Origin of the sequence: Campylobacter pinnipediorum subsp. caledonicus (genome assembly GCF_002022005.1) — a bacterium.
Lineage (GTDB): Bacteria > Campylobacterota > Campylobacteria > Campylobacterales > Campylobacteraceae > Campylobacter_A > Campylobacter_A caledonicus.
On sequence record NZ_CP017258.1, the window covers coordinates 965,140 to 981,042 of the forward strand.

Genomic DNA, 15,903 nt, shown 5'->3' on the forward strand with positions numbered 1-15,903 from the left:
AAGTGAACATACAAGAAGACAGAGATGAGTTATTAGAACTTTATAAAAAATCAACATCGCAAGAGGAAAATTTAAGTTTAAAAACGCTTTGGGTGGCATATTTACTACTATTAGTTTGTCTTTGCATCCTTATTCCAAAAATATACATTGCAAATGAAATATATTATACAAGCAGAGAGATATCTGACATAAACAATAAAAGAGATGTTTTGCTTGAAGAAAACAGAGCCTTAAAAATCAAACTTGAAAACATGAAGTATAAAAATCAAGTAATAGACCCTCTTTAAATCAAGTCAAAGATGATGTCTGATATAAACGCATAAGCTCCTTATAAAAGTCGCATTCTGTTCTTTTTTCAAGCAATCCTGAGTTTGGAAACAGCTCATCGCAAAGAGTTTGAATATCTTTAAATCTGTTCTTAAAAATATTGCTTAAAATTATAGCCGATATATCAGAACGTATAAGTATGGCTGGTGGCATTATTCCATTAAATAAAAGCGATTTTATTGTGTCAGGATGGTATTTTATATGGTGATGTTGCCCATGAGGACAAGTCTTTGTACTAACTATAGTCTTGCATTTATCACAATAAACCAACTCCGGTAAAACTATAACATCCATATTTAGATCTTTTATGTATTTATCCAAAACTGTTTTTGGTTGATTTTGATCATAAAACATACCTATTCCGTGATGATTTTGTCCTATAACAAGCTTATTAACACCTAAATTACAAGCTGATATACACTCCAAAACTGGATTTTGATGAAGGGCAAAAATACTTGTTTTAAAAGGCATAATAACAACACGATTTTTAGGAAGATAATTTTGTATAAAATACTCAATAGTTTCTTGTCTTAGTTCAAAATTAATGCTATTTTTGCCATGCGATTGGAGTAAAAAAATTATAACCAAATCAGCCTTGTCTATAGCCATTCTTATAAGTCTTTCGTGGGCTCTGTTTATTGGGTCAGCTGTTAACATTACAGCAGTTATTTTTTGTGTATTTAACTCATGCTTAATGTTTTCTATATGTTTTTTTGCATTCTTCACTTCATTGCTATAAATTTCAAAACTACCAGACACACACCATTTATCTGTATCTTTATTTTTATTTAATCTTGTGTTAAAAATATTTAATTCATACTCTTTTTTATTTTTAAAAAATGTTTCTATATTTATATAGCCAACATTTTTATTTTCACAGATTAATTCTAATTTATCAATGTTTTTCAAATCACTATCATCCATATCAACAGAAAAAATAAAAGGATATGGCATAGGTTCTTGCATAAAATAGCCATCTAAACTTACAGACTCTATTTCTTCCTCGTTCATTAATTTATTGAATTTAGAAAAAATTTTATTTTGTATAAGCTCAAGTGTATAAAATATATCTAAATCAATATTTATACTTTTACTTTTTCTTTGTGATTTCATACTTCTTTCTCTTTTCCCAAAGTGATTTTCTTGATATGCCTAATTTTTTTGATAATTCTGTATCTGGAAATTGACTTTGATATGTATTTATAATATATTTTATATATTCATCTATCGTTATTATCTCATCTATTTTAAAACTCTTGCTGTCTACACCTAACTCACAAACATCAAAATAAGACTTAGTATTTAAATTTGTAGTAGAAAATATAGCTTTTTTTTTCTGGCATATCAAAAATAATTTTTCACATTCAATATCATTAAGAACTTGAATGCCAGATATATACATATATTCATTTTCTAAGGAAATTATCTCTTTTTGCACTTGATTATAATCAGTAGCAAAAATAACTTTCAAAGGTTTATCTATAAGTCTTATGTAACTAAAAACAAAATTATCAGCATAGCTTATCTTTGGAGTTTTTAAAAGCAGTGGAAGTTTTATCTTTCTTATGTCAATATTTGGGATATGATACTCTTTTAAGATATTAGTTATGTAATTTTGATAAGAATCAAAATTGCTTCTCATTTTTTTATATTCAACAAAATGGTTTATCTTTCTTACCAACTCTTCTATCATAAACGGTTTTTGAATATAATCACTAGCTCCAGCAGAAATTGGCTTAGACACAGTGTCATTGCTAATATAAGCAATTAAAAGTATTATAATGGAATTTTTAAATTTTTTTATCACAGGGTAAAAATCTTCTCCTGTAAGCGTAGTAGAAAGCAACACAACATCAAAATTTTCATTTTTTAAAGCATCGTTTACACTTCTTGCTATTTCACATTCATACCCTATATCTGCTAATTTTGTAGCTATAGAACCAGCCAAGTAAATTTCATTTTCTACTATCAAAACCTTCATTTTTTGGTCCAATCATAATATTTTAAACTCACGCTAGACATACAAGCTATGCCCTCACCTCTTCCTATAAAACCTAGTTTTTCTGTAGTTGTAGCTTTTACATTTATCTTATTTGGCTTGATACCCAAAACATTAGATAAGTTAAATTCCATTTTTCTTTTAAACTTAGATATTTTTGGTTTTTCTGCCAATATGGTTACATCAGCATTAACAAGCTCAAATCCAACACTTTGTATCTTTGTATATACCTCTTTGAGTAATTTCATAGAGCTGATACCTTTGTATATTTCATTACTATCTGGAAAAAGTTCTCCTATATCACCAAGACTGCTTGCTCCTAGCATAGCATCTATCAAAGCATGTGTAGCCACATCGGCATCGCTATGACCTTTTAATCCAAGCTCATACTCTATCTTTTCTCCACAAAGCCAAAGTTCATATCCCTCACAAAGCTCATGAACATCAAAACCATTGCCAACAAAATAATCTTTCGATGGAGAATCAAGTTCTAACTTAAATAAATCATCTTTTGTGGTTATCTTTCTAGCTCTTTCATCACCTAAAATTTGCCAAACACTCCCCCCATTTGATTTTATAGCAGAGCTATCATCAGTATAAACTTTATCAGTATTAAGTGCTTTTAATAAAATACTAGCTCTAGAAAGTTGTGGCGTTTGAATAAGTTTTATCTTTTCTCTTTGTATGCTTTCATTATCATAATAAGCTGTATCAACAACGTTTAAAACTGGAACAACACAATCAGCCAAATTAGATGATTCTATAATTTTTGTAAGCATATCTTTTGTTACACAAGGTCTTGCTATATCACTAACTAAAACAAATTCTGTTTTTACATGCCTTAATGCATTTTTAAGACTCTCTTGCCTAGTTTGACCGCCTAAAACAAATTTATATTCAGGTGCAAATCTTTGCATATAATCACACTCTTTTGAAACTACTATAATTTCTTTAAATGTGTAAAAAGAGCTTAAATTTTTTGTAGCAAAAAGCCATAATGGATCATCACCAACTCTTAGCCATTGCTTTTTAACTGGCATCTGAAAGCGTGTAGAGTCACCTGCTCCAAGCATAATCAACGTCATATCAAACAAATTAAATCCTTTTAGAAAGTGTTACAAAATTATACATATTTTAGCTTGTTAAAACTTTATATATTATTTTTAAATAATAAAATTGTAGCTAAAATTTGAAACATCAAACCAAGCTATAAAATTATTAAGTTTCAAAAAGGTAAAATTGTATGAGCAATAATTAGTTATAACCAATAAAGTAAGGACAGATGATGAGAGAACAATGGGTAAAAAAACGACAAAACGACAAGACGCCTACTCAAATGTATTACGCAAAAAATGGCATTATAACAGAAGAGATGAAATATGTAGCTGAGATTGAACAGTTAGAACCTGAGTTTGCAAGAGATTGTGTAGCAAAAGGTAGAATGATAATACCAGCAAACATTAACCATAAAAACCTAATACCTATGGCAATAGGAATAGACACAAAAACAAAGGTAAATGCAAATATAGGAAATTCTAGTCTAGCGAGTGGATATAACGAAGAGCTTGAAAAGCTTGAGCTATGTCTAAAATACGGCGCTGATACGGTTATGGATCTATCAACTGGTGGCGATCTTGATCTTATAAGAGAAAATATAATTCAACACTCAACCATACCTATAGGCACTGTTCCTATGTATCAGATAATCCATGATATAACAGACCTTGATAACCTAAATCCAAAAGCTATGCTTGAGGTATTAGAAAAACAAGCAAAACAAGGTGTTAGTTACTTTACTATACATGCTGGATTTTTATTAAAATTTATGCCATTTGTTGCAAAAAGAAAGATGGGTATAGTTAGTCGTGGCGGTAGCTTAATGGCTACTTACATGATGAAACACCACAAAGAAAATCCATTTTATGAAATCTTTGATGAAATTTTAGATATTTGCGCAAGATATGATGTATCATTATCGCTAGGAGACAGTTTACGTCCTGGCTGTTTATACGATGCTACCGATGAAGCTCAACTAAGTGAGTTAAAAGTTCTTGGTGAACTAACATTAAAAGCTTGGGAGAAAAATGTCCAAGTTATGATAGAAGGACCAGGACATGTGCCTTTAAATCAAATAGAATACAATGTAAAAATTCAACAAGAGTGGTGTCATAATGCTCCATTTTATGTTCTTGGGCCACTTGTAACAGACATAGGTGCAGGATATGATCATATAACAAGCGCGATAGGTGGTGCATTAGCAGCTAGTCACGGTGTCGCTATGCTTTGTTATGTTACTCCAAAAGAGCATTTAGGACTCCCAAATGCATCCGATGTAAGAGATGGAATCATATCTCACAAGATAGCAGCACACGCAGCAGATGTTGCCAGAGGTAGAAAAGGTGCAATAGAACGCGATCATGCTATGAGTGATGCTAGATATGCATTTGATTGGAACAAACAGTTTGAATTAGCGCTTGATCCAGACAAAGCAAGAGAACTTCACGACGAGAGCTTACCTGAAGAGGTATTTAAAGAAGCTGAGTTTTGTTCTATGTGTGGTCCAAAATTTTGTGCTTACAGAATATCAAAAGATATAGCCAAGCTTGAATGTGAAAGCTATCCGGAAGAAAATAAATAAAATATAAAAAACAAAATTTTATTTTTAAATAATTATTATTTTTTGTTTTTAATATATTTTTAAACTTTTGATATAATTTAAACTTCAAATTATATAAGGAGAAAAAATGCTAAATAAAGATGAAATTTTAAATCGTCTAAAAGCTGTATCATACCCAGGTTTTGATAAAAGCATAGTTGATTTTGGATTTGTAAAAAATATAGAAATAGCAGATAAAATAAAAATAGACATAGAAATAGTAAGCTCAAATCCTGAGGTTGCAAATACTTTAAAAGCTGATGTTGATAGAGTTTTAGTTGGTAACGAATATGAGCTAAATATAATTCAACCAAAAATACCAGAAGAAAAAAGTAACTCTCAAAGTGGTAAAAATTTAATACCACAAGTAAAAAATGTAATAATGATAAGCTCTGGAAAGGGTGGTGTTGGAAAAAGTACAACAACACTAAACCTAGCCATATCAATGGCAAAACTTGGAAAAAAAGTAGGCTTACTTGATGCCGATATATATGGTCCAAATATACCTAGAATGCTTGGAGAGGTAAATACCCAACCATCTGTTGTTGGACAAAAATTAAAACCTATACAAAGCCACGGTATTGAAATGATGAGTATGGGCGTTCTTATGGAAGAAGGAATGAGCCTTATTTGGCGCGGTTCTATGATAATGAAAGCTATAGAGCAACTTTTAAGAGATGTTTTATGGAGTGAGTTAGATGTATTATTTTTAGATATGCCTCCAGGAACTGGTGATGCACAACTTACACTAGCTCAAAGTGTTCCTGTAACAGCTGGGGTTTGCGTAACAACACCTCAAGTAGTAGCCCTTGATGATAGTAAACGTGGGCTTGACATGTTTGAAAAACTCCATATTCCAATCGCTGGTATAGTTGAAAATATGAGTGGTTTTATATGCCCTGATAATGGTAAAGAGTATGATATATTTGGAAAAGGCACAACCGATGAGTTGGCTAAAATTTACAAAACAGATATACTAGCTCAAATACCAATAGAACCAGCAGTAAGACTCGGTGGAGATAGTGGAAAACCGATAAGTTTTTACAATCCTGACTCAGTAACTGCAAAAAGATATCAAGAAGCAGCTATCAAAATTTGGGAAAAAATAGAAAAAATAAACCAAGATGGTGGAGCAGATAACTCAGAAATACAACCAGTGATGAACGGCAAATCAGCTTGTAGTCAATAAAACAATTAAAGCCCTATTTATATGGGCTTTAATATTATCTTTTATAAAAACTCATAATCATCTTAGGATACAAAACAAGGGCAGATATAAGCATAAGCCCCATAACTAAAACTGTCAATAATCCAAAATAAATAGTAGGTATAAAGTTACTAGTTATCATAACACTAAAACCCAAAATGATAGTAAAAGATGTATAATACATAGCATAACCTATACTAGAATGCGCTTGTTTGATACTATCTACTGTGTTTTTTGTCTTTTTTTCATGCAAAAATCTATGAGTATAGTGAATAATATCATCAACACCTATCCCTATACTTATAGCTGCTATTGTTATACTCATTACATCCAATGGTATACCAAATACTCCAATTATTCCAAACAAAACACAAAGTGGCAAGACATTTGCGATTATAGCAAGTGAAGCTATCTTTAAATTTCTAAAAATAAAACAAAACAGAACAAAAAGGACAAATAAACTTATACTTAAAGTATCTATCTGTGATGTTACTAAGTTAAGCAACACATTATTATAAAGAACCATAAGTCCTGCAATACTAACTTCAACATTATCATCTTTTGTTAGCTCATCCAGCGATGATTTGAGATTTTTTAAAAACTCATCTCTTCTTAAATCTTTATCGCTATCAATAATTCTTAAAGAAAAACGAAGCTCATTATCTTTAACATTAACATAAGGGGTTAAGAGTATGTTTTTATATTCTAAAGGAAGTTTTTCATACATTGCTGCAAGTAAAAAATCATCAACTTCACCATTATTTAATTCTTTAATGACTTTTATTAAAGTCCCCAAAGAACTAACAGAACCAACAAATCTTTGTTTTGTTAGATGATCGTGTATCTTTTCTGCTATACGAGTATGATAACTATTAAACCAATACTTTGCATCATTTGCATCTTTATTAAACTCGCTCTCAAACTCATCAAATTCATCTTGTGTATCTTTTTTTTCTTCTTTAAATTTAACAATAATATCAAGAGGTATAGTTCCACCAAGATTTTCATCAATAACTTGCATGCTTTGTCTAATCTCAGTATTTTCTTTAAAATAACCAATAAAACTATTTTCAACTTTTACTTTACTTATTCCAAAAACACCAAAGCAAAGTAAGATAGAGCAAACTATATATATTATTTTTTTATCTTTTATAGCAAAATTAGCACAATACTCTGTTATATGAAATTTGTTTTCAAATGTCTCTTTTGGAGGTATTTTATTTATATTTGAAATAATACTACTAAAAACCAAGAAAGCTAATAACAACGATATACTAATACCAGCACTCATCATAAGCCCAAGCATAACAACTGGTTTTATATCGGCACTCATAAGAGATGTAAAACCTATGATAGTTGTTAAGATCGCCCAAAAAGATGGACTAGCCTTATCTCTCATGGTGATATAGACTAATTGTTTTTGTGTAAATTTTGGATGTTTGATATAAAATTCCCTATAGCTAACTATCAAATGTATTATAATTGATATGCTTATTATCAAAACCAAAGAGACAAAATTTGATGAAACAACTGTGATCTCCCAGCCAAAAAAACCAAACACGCCCATAGAAAAAAGAACACTTAAAATACATATAGAAATAGGCAAAACCACCCAAATAATCTGCCTAAAAAATAACCATAAACTAATGCATAATAAAATAGTAACACTAATACCGTAGATAAAAATATCATCTTTTACAAAGCTTACCATATCATCAGCTATCATATTTGCACCACCCAAAAATAAAACATTATCCTGGTTATTAAACTTAGATATAGTGCTTTTGATTTGTTCTAAGTTTTGATGTTCTTTTATGCGTAGTTCATCTCTATACTCTTTAAATTCATTCTTGATTTTTAGAAGTTTTTGCTTTTGCTCGTTTGTTATAGTTGAGTTTGATTCAAATGCTAATAATAAATTTCTTTCACTAAGCAATTTATTAAACTTAACATCTGATTTTAGATTTAATACTATTGCTGTTGTTTTAAGATCTTTACTAATTAAATTTTGACTATAAATAGGGCTATTTTTAAACTCATCTTCAACCAACTTCTTATCAATATCTTTGTCTATAAGCGTTGGAGTATGATCTAAAATACCACCTATTCCACCTTTTACACTCTTTAACAGTGGGACATTTATTATAGAGACTACACTTGTCACAAGCTCATTTTTTTCAAGTTCACTACTTAGGCTAGATATTAGATTTATGCTTTTTTCTGATAAGATACTATCTTTAGGTGTATATGTAACAACTAAAAAATTTGGAGATACATATCTTTTTGATATATCACGCCATATAGACAAATCTTTATCATTCTCTAGTAAAAGTGTTTCCGAAGATGCATCTATTTGTAGCTTTGTAGAATAATATCCAAAAAAAATAGTAGCAAAAAAAACAAAAGCTAATATGATTTTTGAATATACTATTGTGTATTTTAATACTTTTTTCAACTAATTAATTCTCGTTTGATTTATTTAGCTTTTTCATTAAAACAGAAAAATCTGTATTTTCAAGTAAATCTCCAAATTGACTTCTATATGTTTGAATTATACTTATACCAACAATGTCTATATCATAAACAAGCCAGCCACGCTCTTTTGCATTATAAAATTTATATGTAAAATTATACACATTTCCGTTATCAACAACCTCACCTTTAAGAAAGTATCTATTTTGTTGAGGCTCTATGGCATCTTTTAAGACAATATCTTGACCTGCATAATTTTTAATTTTATCAATATAATTATCTTTCAAATTTATCTCAAAAGCTTTTGCAAATTCTTTTTGTTGTTCTTTACTTAAAGCTTTATAGTTTCTACCCAAACTTATTTTTGCCATTTGTTCATAATCAAATATAGGATCAAATTCAGCAAAAACCAACTTCAATTTTTCATCTTCATCTAAGCTTTTATTGCTTAAAACAGCTAAAGCATTATCCATTTTTTTAGATACAATATCTCTTATCTCGTTTTTTTCAATGCAAAAACCAAAAGTTATTGTAAACATTAAAACCAGTATAAATTTTAAAATTTTCATATTATTCCTTTATCAAAAAATCTCGCCTTTGCTCATAGGCATCACGTAAAAATGGATATAACTCTATCGCATCTTTTCTAATTTCTTTATACGGTATCTGTAAAGAATTTGAGTTTAGTTTTCCAAATACTTTTACACCACTGGCTACATCATCTTCTCCAAAATATGTAGTAGGATCTGAAAAATAATCTCCAGCTATACCAAACATATCTCTTAAATTTGAAGGTCCTAGTATAGGCAATACCACATGAAATCCTTTTCCTATTCCCCAATATCCAAGAGTTTGACCAAAATCTTCATCATGTCTAGGTATTTTATAATAAGTTGTAGCTATATCGCTAATGCCACCAAATCCCATAATTGTATTTGCTACAAATCTAAGTGTTTCGTCCCTAGCATTACCAAATTTAAATTGTAAGATATTATTTACAAAACGGATTGGAAAAAGTAAATTATCAAAAAAATTGCCTATAGCAGTTCTTCCTTGTTCTGGAACGACAACCTTATATCCATAAACCACAGGATCAAAAATATTTAGGTAAATAAAATCATTTACATTTGTCATAACCCTATTATAACCACTTAGTGGATCAAATACTACTTGCTTATCATCAGAAAATTCGTTATCAAAATCATCAAAATCATCAGAAAACGACAAGCTAAATGTAATAAGAATGGCAAAAAATATTTTCATAAAATCTCCAAAAAAATTATAATCTATTATTATAGCTTATTTTATATTTTTTAATTCTTTTAAATCTTTAAAACATATCTTCTGACAAGTAAATGTGTTAAAAATATTACAAAGAATAATTGAAAAAATAATCCTAAAATAGGGATTAAACAGACAGCGTAAAACGCAAGACAAGATAGCATAAATAAAAATCCACCATTTTCCAAATAAGCTATTTTAAATTTAATCTCATTTAGTATGTTTGAACCAACATCAATAAGTAAAAATTTATAATAAAGATAAAAAAACGGCACACTTATAATAATAAAATTTACAAATGGCAAAAACAAAAATGGCAAACAAACAATAAAAATAAAAATAAATTTAATCAAAATAGCACACATACTTTTTGTTACAAATATGAAATTTACAGGATTTTCTATATCTATATTATAATGCCTTAAATTTATCTCTTTAACAACCATAGGTGTTAAAAAACCAACAATTATTAAAGATGAAAACACACTAGCCACCAACACAAAATAAGCAACCAAAACATATATGATTGAATAAAAGGTCCACTTAAATAAAACACCTTCTGTTATGGCTTGAAAAAAACTATACTTATTTAAATCAAAATATTCATATCCCCATCCTGACAATGTGTCTATAATAAACTCGGTTAAATTCACACTGGCAAAATAAGCAGAAAAGCCAAAAACAAGGACACTAAGCAAAAATGGCAAAACAGAAAGGAGCATTATCTTCTTACTCCAAAAATCAGCAAAGCTAAGTCTAAAAATATCTATCATTTTATTTTTGCATATTCTTTTTGCAATGCATCATAAATCTCATCAGTGTTTATTACACCAAGCTTTATAATTTCACTCATTACAACATTATCTTCACGGTTATCCCATATTTTTTTATAAGTTCCCTCTTTATATCCATTATCTTGTCTAAATTTATTTAAGACATTTTTTGCAACATAACATTCATATAAAGATTCTAAATTTACTCCGCATTTTAAGGCGACTACAAAATACTTCTTTAAAATATCAAACATATCATACTCAAAACTACTACATTCATTTATAAGTCTTTCTATATCGTTTATTATCTCATATATGCTTTCATTTTTTACATTATAAGCCTCTTTACAAAAATCATCAAAACCACTAGAAAAAACTATATCATTGCAAAGTTTTTCTATATCACCCAAGCCTTTTATATGGTATTGTTCAAGCATTAAACTCATTATAAAATGCCAAATATCAACAACTTCTACTCTTAAATTTTCTTCATCTGTTTGAGATGATATATCTTTCCAATGTTTCCAAGCAAAGCTATCTATAAGCTCAGCACACTCCATATATATACATCTTCGCCAACTTATAATCTTATTTTTATTTGTATAGCCATTTTCCCATCCAAGACCATTGGTATCATCATTTAGCTTTTGTTGCATTTTTATCATATTAAAAATCAATTCTTTTGTTTGCATATTTATCTATCCTTTCAATTTTAAGCCCAATTTTATCAAAATAAAGTAAAAAATTGATATAAATCATTTATTTTTTAAAGCATATAAGTATAATAAGGCAAATTTTATTCAAGGAGAAAAAATGAGAGAAAATGATTTAGTAGTGTGTAATGTTTGTGGAATCAAAAGTACAGAAGATGAAAACGCTGTATTTGTAAGAGCGCATAAAAACAAAGAAGAGGTTGATATATGCACTAACTGCATTCCTAGTGTTATTCATGGTTCTGGGAATGTAGTTAGGTCAAACGAACAAACAAAAGCTGATTTATAAGATAAGGCTAGACATAAAACGAGAATTTATTTGTCTTATCAAGTAAATTCTCAAATAATTTTTGTGTTTTTATAAGCAAATCTCTACTAGCTTTATTTTTTGCCAATAAATCATCAAAAGCTTTAAGGGTGCTATCTGCGATAAGATTTGAATGATTTAAATCTCTAGCTTCCGGGAGTTTTTGTTTCATTGAATTTGCTAGATTTGCTATTTCTTGATTTGAAAAATTCATACCCTCGTTTACATTTTTCATAAATTCATCTATTTTTGGCGAAATTTCTTCCAATGCCTTTTTTATCTCAGCCATATCATTTGCATCCAATCCATCGCCTACATAAGAAAACTCATATCCATATTCGTGCTTTAAACTAAGAGATGTAAAACTAGTATTTCCGTCTGTTGCATTTTTATACTCTACATTTTTATTATCATACATTGCAAGATTTATTTTATCTCCAGAGCTTGTTTTGAAAGAAAAGTCAAAAGAGTTAAAATTTGATTGTGAATATAATTTAGTTTGCATATTATTCCTTGAAAATATTTTATATACATATCGGCAAAAAATTTATATTTTTAAGGCTTCAAAAATTAAAATTATAAAAATGTATTGTTTTAGTAAACAATATAAAGTCAAACATTAAATATTAATTTATAGATTAAAATAGTTTTCATCTTTTTTTAAAATATCAACAAAAAGATTTAAATTTTTTCTAGCATCTACAACACTTATAGCAGAAACAGCAAAAGAAAATATAGGATCATCTGTCCTATATACCCCTTTTAATTTTCTAAAGAATTCGCCTAAAATACCAACTTTACTTTTTGATTTTTCTTTATCATAAATATCTCTATCACAAAAGCTATATGTAAAAGTGGGCATCATAACAATTCCTTCTTTTCAACAATATCAAAAAAAAACTTTACATATATTTGACAATAATTTATCGTAATCTATTAATGCTCTTCCAAACTCAAAAATACTACTGTGAATACAAATATAATCCCCTCTTTTTATCCCTAGATTATACAAACATTCTAATAAATCTTTATCGGAGAATTTTTTACCATTATGTATAAAAAGTTCGTTCATTGTTCGTTCATTGCTTCTTTGATCATATTTTCTATCTTATCAAAACTTTCAAAATTTTCTATTTTAATAAATTTTGAGTCAAGAGGTTTTCCTATAATTGTATCTATCTCTACTATTATCTTCATAATATCTATAGAGTCTAAAATACCAGATGTAATCATATTTTTAGCCGTTACATCTATGTTTGGTTTTCCTATTTTTTCAAAAATCCTTTTTAAATGATTCATATATTTTCACCAATCCTTTTCTGTCTATCTTACCATTGGCATTTAATGGCATTGTTTTTAATTTTATAAATTTATCAGGCATCATATAATTTATAAGCTTATTTGATAGTAATTGTTTGATTTTCATCTCATTTATACTTGATATATAAAAACAAATTAGCTTTTCTTTAAAAATACAAGCAGCAAAATCAACACCTTCTATAGATAAACATGTATTTTCTATTTCTTCTAATTCTACTCTATGACCTGCGATTTTAATCTGATTGTCAAGTCTTCCAATGCATACAAGCTCCATATTTTTATTATAAAATCCAATATCTCCTGTTTTATAAATTTTTTCTTCATATAATTTATTATATGGATTTTGTATAAAACGCTTATTTGTTTCGCATTGATTGGCATAGTATCCATATGAAATCGAGCTTCCTCTAACACATATTTCTCCTTTTTTGCCAATATCTCGATTGTTTATTATTTTACCATCAGCATTTAGCAATAAAATATCAAAATTTCTTCTTGCTTTACCTATAGGAATAATATCATCATCGTTAAATTTCCTATTTATTACAAAGTAGGCACAATTACTTGTGATTTCTGTTGGTCCATACAAATTTACAAACTTAGCATTTGGAAATTTGTTGATCCATGCATTAAATTGTTTTGTTTGAATTATCTCACCTCCAGAAAATATCTTCTTTAGATCTGGCAAATCATATTTATACAATGCTCCTGAATTAGATATTATAGAAAATACCGAAGGAACTAGGTTTATTGTTGTGATACCATGCTGTTTCCAATATGATAACAACGTATCTGGAAAAATAGACATAAAAGAATCCAATAAATGTATAGTAGCTCCGACCTTAATACCTGAAAATATATCAAATATAGATTTGTCTGCATATAAGTTAGCACTATTAGAAATAACATCTTTTTCATTAAACTCAAAAGTGCTACACACCCAGTCTATATACTCTATTGCATTTTTGTGAGGTATACAGACTCCTTTTGGCTCCCCTGTCGTACCCGATGTAAATAAAACATATAATAAATCCGTATCTATAACTTCATTTTCTGCAATTTTAAGCATTTTGTCATTTATTAAAAAACTATCAAAATCTTCACAATAAATTGTTTCTATATCCAAAAAATTAAAATCAAACTTTTTACTTGTTATTAATAGTTTTGGTTTTAATGTTTTAACTATTTTTTTTATACGATCTTCTGGATTTTTAATATCTAATACACAATAAAAATTGCCACTTCTTGCTGTTGCAAACATACTTCCTATACAATCTATTCCTTTTGGCAATAAGATCAATATAGGCATCTTTTTAAGGCTAAAACTTAAAATTTTGCTTGCTATTTTTGAGGTTAATAGATCAAATTCAGCATAAGTTATATACTTATCTTTGTCAAAAAAAAGTATTTTATCTTTGAAATTCGGTAATGAATTTTCTAAGAAATTATATATATTAACTTCTTTCAACATACTTCCCTTATAAGATTATTTTGTTTTAGTTGTTCTATAATTTCCCTTATTTTATATGCTTTAACTCCTATCCTATCAGCAATATCAATGCAATCATTTTTGCCATTACAAAATGATAAAAATTTTTTATATATGTATTCATTCTTATTTTCTGTATTAGAATTTAAGGTAGGGTATAACCCATATTTGCCAAGATGTGGTTCACAAAAAGTAGTGGTTATATATTTTTTATTTATTTCAATGGTTTCAACAATTTCTTTCATAGCTTCTAGGCTATTTTTTAAAGCATTTTCGCTTACAAAATCCAAATTATCAAGTGAAGTATGATATTGTTTAAAATTTCCGTATTTTGTTCTGCATATCCCGCAAACCGGTAAATCAACAAGAGGACTGCAATATTGTCTTTCATCGCTTCCAGCTTCATTGAAATCAAATTCTTTAAAATTATTTTTGTCTTTTAATACATGAAAAGCTACCTTATCAGCCATAGTGTCTTTATCTGGAGAGTGTATTAATGAATAATTCATATTATCCCCCATACAAGTTAAAACAAAACCAGCCTTTGTATTATTTTTTAAATTAGATAAATTTTGATTTATATATACTATAGAGCCTATAGTTTCTGGAACAAAGACAAATCTATAATTATAAGATAATCCTTTAATATTATTTAGTTTTTTTATCCACTTTAACAACTCAACAGCAACTACAACACCACTTATAGAATCATTAGCCAATGATGGATGACAAATATATGCAGAAATCAATATTTCATCTTTTATTGATTTATTTTTGCTATTTAAAACGTATTCTGCGTATACCAAAGAACCATTTTTATTGTGTTTAGAATCCACAAAAACTTTATAAATACCTTGCTTTAATTGATTTCTTTCTTTTTGAGATATACAAAAACCCCATCTTTTTTTATAATAACTTGTTACGTAAGGTATAGCTTCTTCTATTTCTGGTAAGGAGTATAGATTTTGTTGTAGTTCATTTAAAGAAATATATTTATTTATAGGCTGAGAATAATTTAAAACATGTAAATTATTCTCCTTAAAATCACATATTTTTTTTCCATCTGGAGTTATTATATATGCTTCGTTTATATTCCATTCATCTGGCACAACCCAGTCAAAAACTTTGGTTCCACTTTTAATTTTATACAGTTTTAATTCATTATCGAGTTCTTTGTTTATTATTTCCAAGCTTTCAACTACACCCTTACCTGTAATTGAACGTGATATTGGAAATAATTTTTTGATTAATTCATACATATATCTTTGCTTTTATTTGGATTTATTAAATGCGTGATTATACATTAAAAACGTTTTTTTTTTTTGAAATTTTGCAATTTTTTATAAAATTACTTTATAT

At 28.3% G+C, this 15,903-nt stretch carries 17 protein-coding genes; 4 read left to right on the forward strand and 13 right to left on the reverse strand.

The genetic code is table 11. The features are described from left to right. Positions 1 to 2: 2 nt before the first annotated feature. Complete coding sequence (locus CPIN18021_RS04870) at positions 3 to 287, forward strand: hypothetical protein (RefSeq protein WP_226995901.1); 285 nt, start codon at positions 3 to 5, stop codon at positions 285 to 287. A gap of 1 nt (position 288) precedes the next feature. On the opposite strand, the gene CPIN18021_RS04875 is transcribed toward CPIN18021_RS04870, so the two are convergent. From CPIN18021_RS04875 to CPIN18021_RS04885, 3 genes are read right to left on the reverse strand one after another with little or no spacing between them, the layout of a single operon-like run. Further along, the gene (locus CPIN18021_RS04875) at positions 289 to 1,440 is read right to left on the reverse strand and encodes a sulfate adenylyltransferase (protein WP_078423397.1); all 1,152 of its coding nucleotides are present in this window, start codon (positions 1,438 to 1,440) and stop codon (positions 289 to 291) included. Next, positions 1,418 to 2,308 carry a response regulator gene (locus tag CPIN18021_RS04880; RefSeq protein ID WP_078423398.1) on the reverse strand — a complete coding sequence of 297 codons (891 nt, stop codon included), beginning with the start codon at positions 2,306 to 2,308 and terminating at the stop codon, positions 1,418 to 1,420. Before CPIN18021_RS04880 ends, CPIN18021_RS04875 begins: the two co-directional genes overlap by 23 nt. Beyond that, positions 2,305 to 3,420, reverse strand: coding sequence for a bifunctional 2-C-methyl-D-erythritol 4-phosphate cytidylyltransferase/2-C-methyl-D-erythritol 2,4-cyclodiphosphate synthase (locus tag CPIN18021_RS04885; protein WP_078423399.1), 1,116 nt, complete (start codon positions 3,418 to 3,420; stop codon positions 2,305 to 2,307). Before CPIN18021_RS04885 ends, CPIN18021_RS04880 begins: the two co-directional genes overlap by 4 nt. 191 nt (positions 3,421 to 3,611) lie before the next feature. Between CPIN18021_RS04885 and thiC the strand changes: the two genes are divergently transcribed. Together thiC and CPIN18021_RS04895 are read left to right on the forward strand one after the other, a co-directional pair. Then, entirely contained in the window at positions 3,612 to 4,964 is a 1,353-nt protein-coding gene (gene thiC, locus CPIN18021_RS04890) for a phosphomethylpyrimidine synthase ThiC (RefSeq protein WP_078424549.1), read from the forward strand. A 106-nt stretch (positions 4,965 to 5,070) separates the two neighbouring features. Then, positions 5,071 to 6,171 (forward strand): Mrp/NBP35 family ATP-binding protein, encoded by a 1,101-nt coding sequence (locus CPIN18021_RS04895; RefSeq protein WP_078423401.1) that lies wholly within the window; start codon positions 5,071 to 5,073, stop codon positions 6,169 to 6,171. A gap of 34 nt (positions 6,172 to 6,205) precedes the next feature. Here the strand turns inward: CPIN18021_RS04895 and CPIN18021_RS04900 are convergent, their stop codons facing one another. Genes CPIN18021_RS04900 through dut form a run of 5 tightly spaced genes read right to left on the reverse strand, consistent with a single transcriptional unit; the run spans position 6,206 to position 11,407 of the window. Continuing rightward, positions 6,206 to 8,644, reverse strand: coding sequence for an efflux RND transporter permease subunit (locus CPIN18021_RS04900; protein ID WP_078424550.1), 2,439 nt, complete (start codon positions 8,642 to 8,644; stop codon positions 6,206 to 6,208). Between the two features lie 4 nt (positions 8,645 to 8,648). Continuing rightward, on the reverse strand, positions 8,649 to 9,230 hold the full coding sequence (locus CPIN18021_RS04905; protein ID WP_078423403.1) for an MlaC/ttg2D family ABC transporter substrate-binding protein: 582 nt from the start codon (positions 9,228 to 9,230) through the stop codon (positions 8,649 to 8,651). Position 9,231: 1 nt separating this feature from the next. Then, positions 9,232 to 9,924 carry an MlaA family lipoprotein gene (locus CPIN18021_RS04910; protein WP_078423404.1) on the reverse strand — a complete coding sequence of 231 codons (693 nt, stop codon included), beginning with the start codon at positions 9,922 to 9,924 and terminating at the stop codon, positions 9,232 to 9,234. 59 nt (positions 9,925 to 9,983) lie between these two features. Next, entirely contained in the window at positions 9,984 to 10,715 is a 732-nt protein-coding gene (locus tag CPIN18021_RS04915; RefSeq protein WP_078424551.1) for an EI24 domain-containing protein, read from the reverse strand. After that, positions 10,712 to 11,407: a dUTPase gene (dut, locus tag CPIN18021_RS04920; protein WP_078424552.1), complete on the reverse strand. Its 696-nt coding sequence runs from the start codon at positions 11,405 to 11,407 to the stop codon at positions 10,712 to 10,714. Before dut ends, CPIN18021_RS04915 begins: the two co-directional genes overlap by 4 nt. Positions 11,408 to 11,528: 121 nt before the next feature. On the opposite strand from dut, the gene CPIN18021_RS04925 reads away from it, so the two are divergent. Continuing rightward, the gene (locus CPIN18021_RS04925; protein WP_078423407.1) at positions 11,529 to 11,717 is read left to right on the forward strand and encodes a hypothetical protein; all 189 of its coding nucleotides are present in this window, start codon (positions 11,529 to 11,531) and stop codon (positions 11,715 to 11,717) included. A 7-nt stretch (positions 11,718 to 11,724) separates the two neighbouring features. Here the strand turns inward: CPIN18021_RS04925 and CPIN18021_RS04930 are convergent, their stop codons facing one another. From CPIN18021_RS04930 to CPIN18021_RS04950, 5 genes are all read right to left on the reverse strand, one after another. Beyond that, positions 11,725 to 12,240, reverse strand: coding sequence for an ATP/GTP-binding protein (locus CPIN18021_RS04930; protein ID WP_069636762.1), 516 nt, complete (start codon positions 12,238 to 12,240; stop codon positions 11,725 to 11,727). 126 nt (positions 12,241 to 12,366) lie between these two features. Then, the gene (locus CPIN18021_RS09055) at positions 12,367 to 12,600 is read right to left on the reverse strand and encodes an AAC(3) family N-acetyltransferase (protein ID WP_089503411.1); all 234 of its coding nucleotides are present in this window, start codon (positions 12,598 to 12,600) and stop codon (positions 12,367 to 12,369) included. 203 nt (positions 12,601 to 12,803) lie between these two features. Further along, positions 12,804 to 13,034 carry a hypothetical protein gene (locus CPIN18021_RS04940; protein WP_078423409.1) on the reverse strand — a complete coding sequence of 77 codons (231 nt, stop codon included), beginning with the start codon at positions 13,032 to 13,034 and terminating at the stop codon, positions 12,804 to 12,806. Further along, positions 13,009 to 14,523, reverse strand: a complete 1,515-nt coding sequence (locus CPIN18021_RS04945) for an AMP-binding protein (RefSeq protein ID WP_226995971.1) — start codon at positions 14,521 to 14,523, stop codon at positions 13,009 to 13,011. The genes CPIN18021_RS04940 and CPIN18021_RS04945 overlap by 26 nt, the downstream gene beginning before the upstream one ends. After that, positions 14,520 to 15,803, reverse strand: coding sequence for a DUF4910 domain-containing protein (locus CPIN18021_RS04950; protein WP_078424554.1), 1,284 nt, complete (start codon positions 15,801 to 15,803; stop codon positions 14,520 to 14,522). Before CPIN18021_RS04950 ends, CPIN18021_RS04945 begins: the two co-directional genes overlap by 4 nt. Positions 15,804 to 15,903: the final 100 nt, after the last annotated feature.

What these genes read in the sequence shown, in the direction of transcription:
- CPIN18021_RS04880 (WP_078423398.1), bottom strand. Translation starts at nt 2,308, where the DNA reads ATGAAGGTTTTGATAGTAGAAAATGAAATTTACTTGGCTGGTTCTATA.
- thiC (WP_078424549.1), top strand. Translation starts at nt 3,612, where the DNA reads ATGAGAGAACAATGGGTAAAAAAACGACAAAACGACAAGACGCCTACT.
- CPIN18021_RS04940 (WP_078423409.1), bottom strand. Translation starts at nt 13,034, where the DNA reads ATGAATCATTTAAAAAGGATTTTTGAAAAAATAGGAAAACCAAACATA.
- CPIN18021_RS04915 (WP_078424551.1), bottom strand. Translation starts at nt 10,715, where the DNA reads ATGATAGATATTTTTAGACTTAGCTTTGCTGATTTTTGGAGTAAGAAG.
- CPIN18021_RS04905 (WP_078423403.1), bottom strand. Translation starts at nt 9,230, where the DNA reads ATGAAAATTTTAAAATTTATACTGGTTTTAATGTTTACAATAACTTTT.
- CPIN18021_RS04910 (WP_078423404.1), bottom strand. Translation starts at nt 9,924, where the DNA reads ATGAAAATATTTTTTGCCATTCTTATTACATTTAGCTTGTCGTTTTCT.
- CPIN18021_RS04895 (WP_078423401.1), top strand. Translation starts at nt 5,071, where the DNA reads ATGCTAAATAAAGATGAAATTTTAAATCGTCTAAAAGCTGTATCATAC.
- dut (WP_078424552.1), bottom strand. Translation starts at nt 11,407, where the DNA reads ATGCAAACAAAAGAATTGATTTTTAATATGATAAAAATGCAACAAAAG.
- CPIN18021_RS04875 (WP_078423397.1), bottom strand. Translation starts at nt 1,440, where the DNA reads ATGAAATCACAAAGAAAAAGTAAAAGTATAAATATTGATTTAGATATA.
- CPIN18021_RS04950 (WP_078424554.1), bottom strand. Translation starts at nt 15,803, where the DNA reads ATGTATGAATTAATCAAAAAATTATTTCCAATATCACGTTCAATTACA.
- CPIN18021_RS09055 (WP_089503411.1), bottom strand. Translation starts at nt 12,600, where the DNA reads ATGATGCCCACTTTTACATATAGCTTTTGTGATAGAGATATTTATGAT.
- CPIN18021_RS04930 (WP_069636762.1), bottom strand. Translation starts at nt 12,240, where the DNA reads ATGCAAACTAAATTATATTCACAATCAAATTTTAACTCTTTTGACTTT.
- CPIN18021_RS04925 (WP_078423407.1), top strand. Translation starts at nt 11,529, where the DNA reads ATGAGAGAAAATGATTTAGTAGTGTGTAATGTTTGTGGAATCAAAAGT.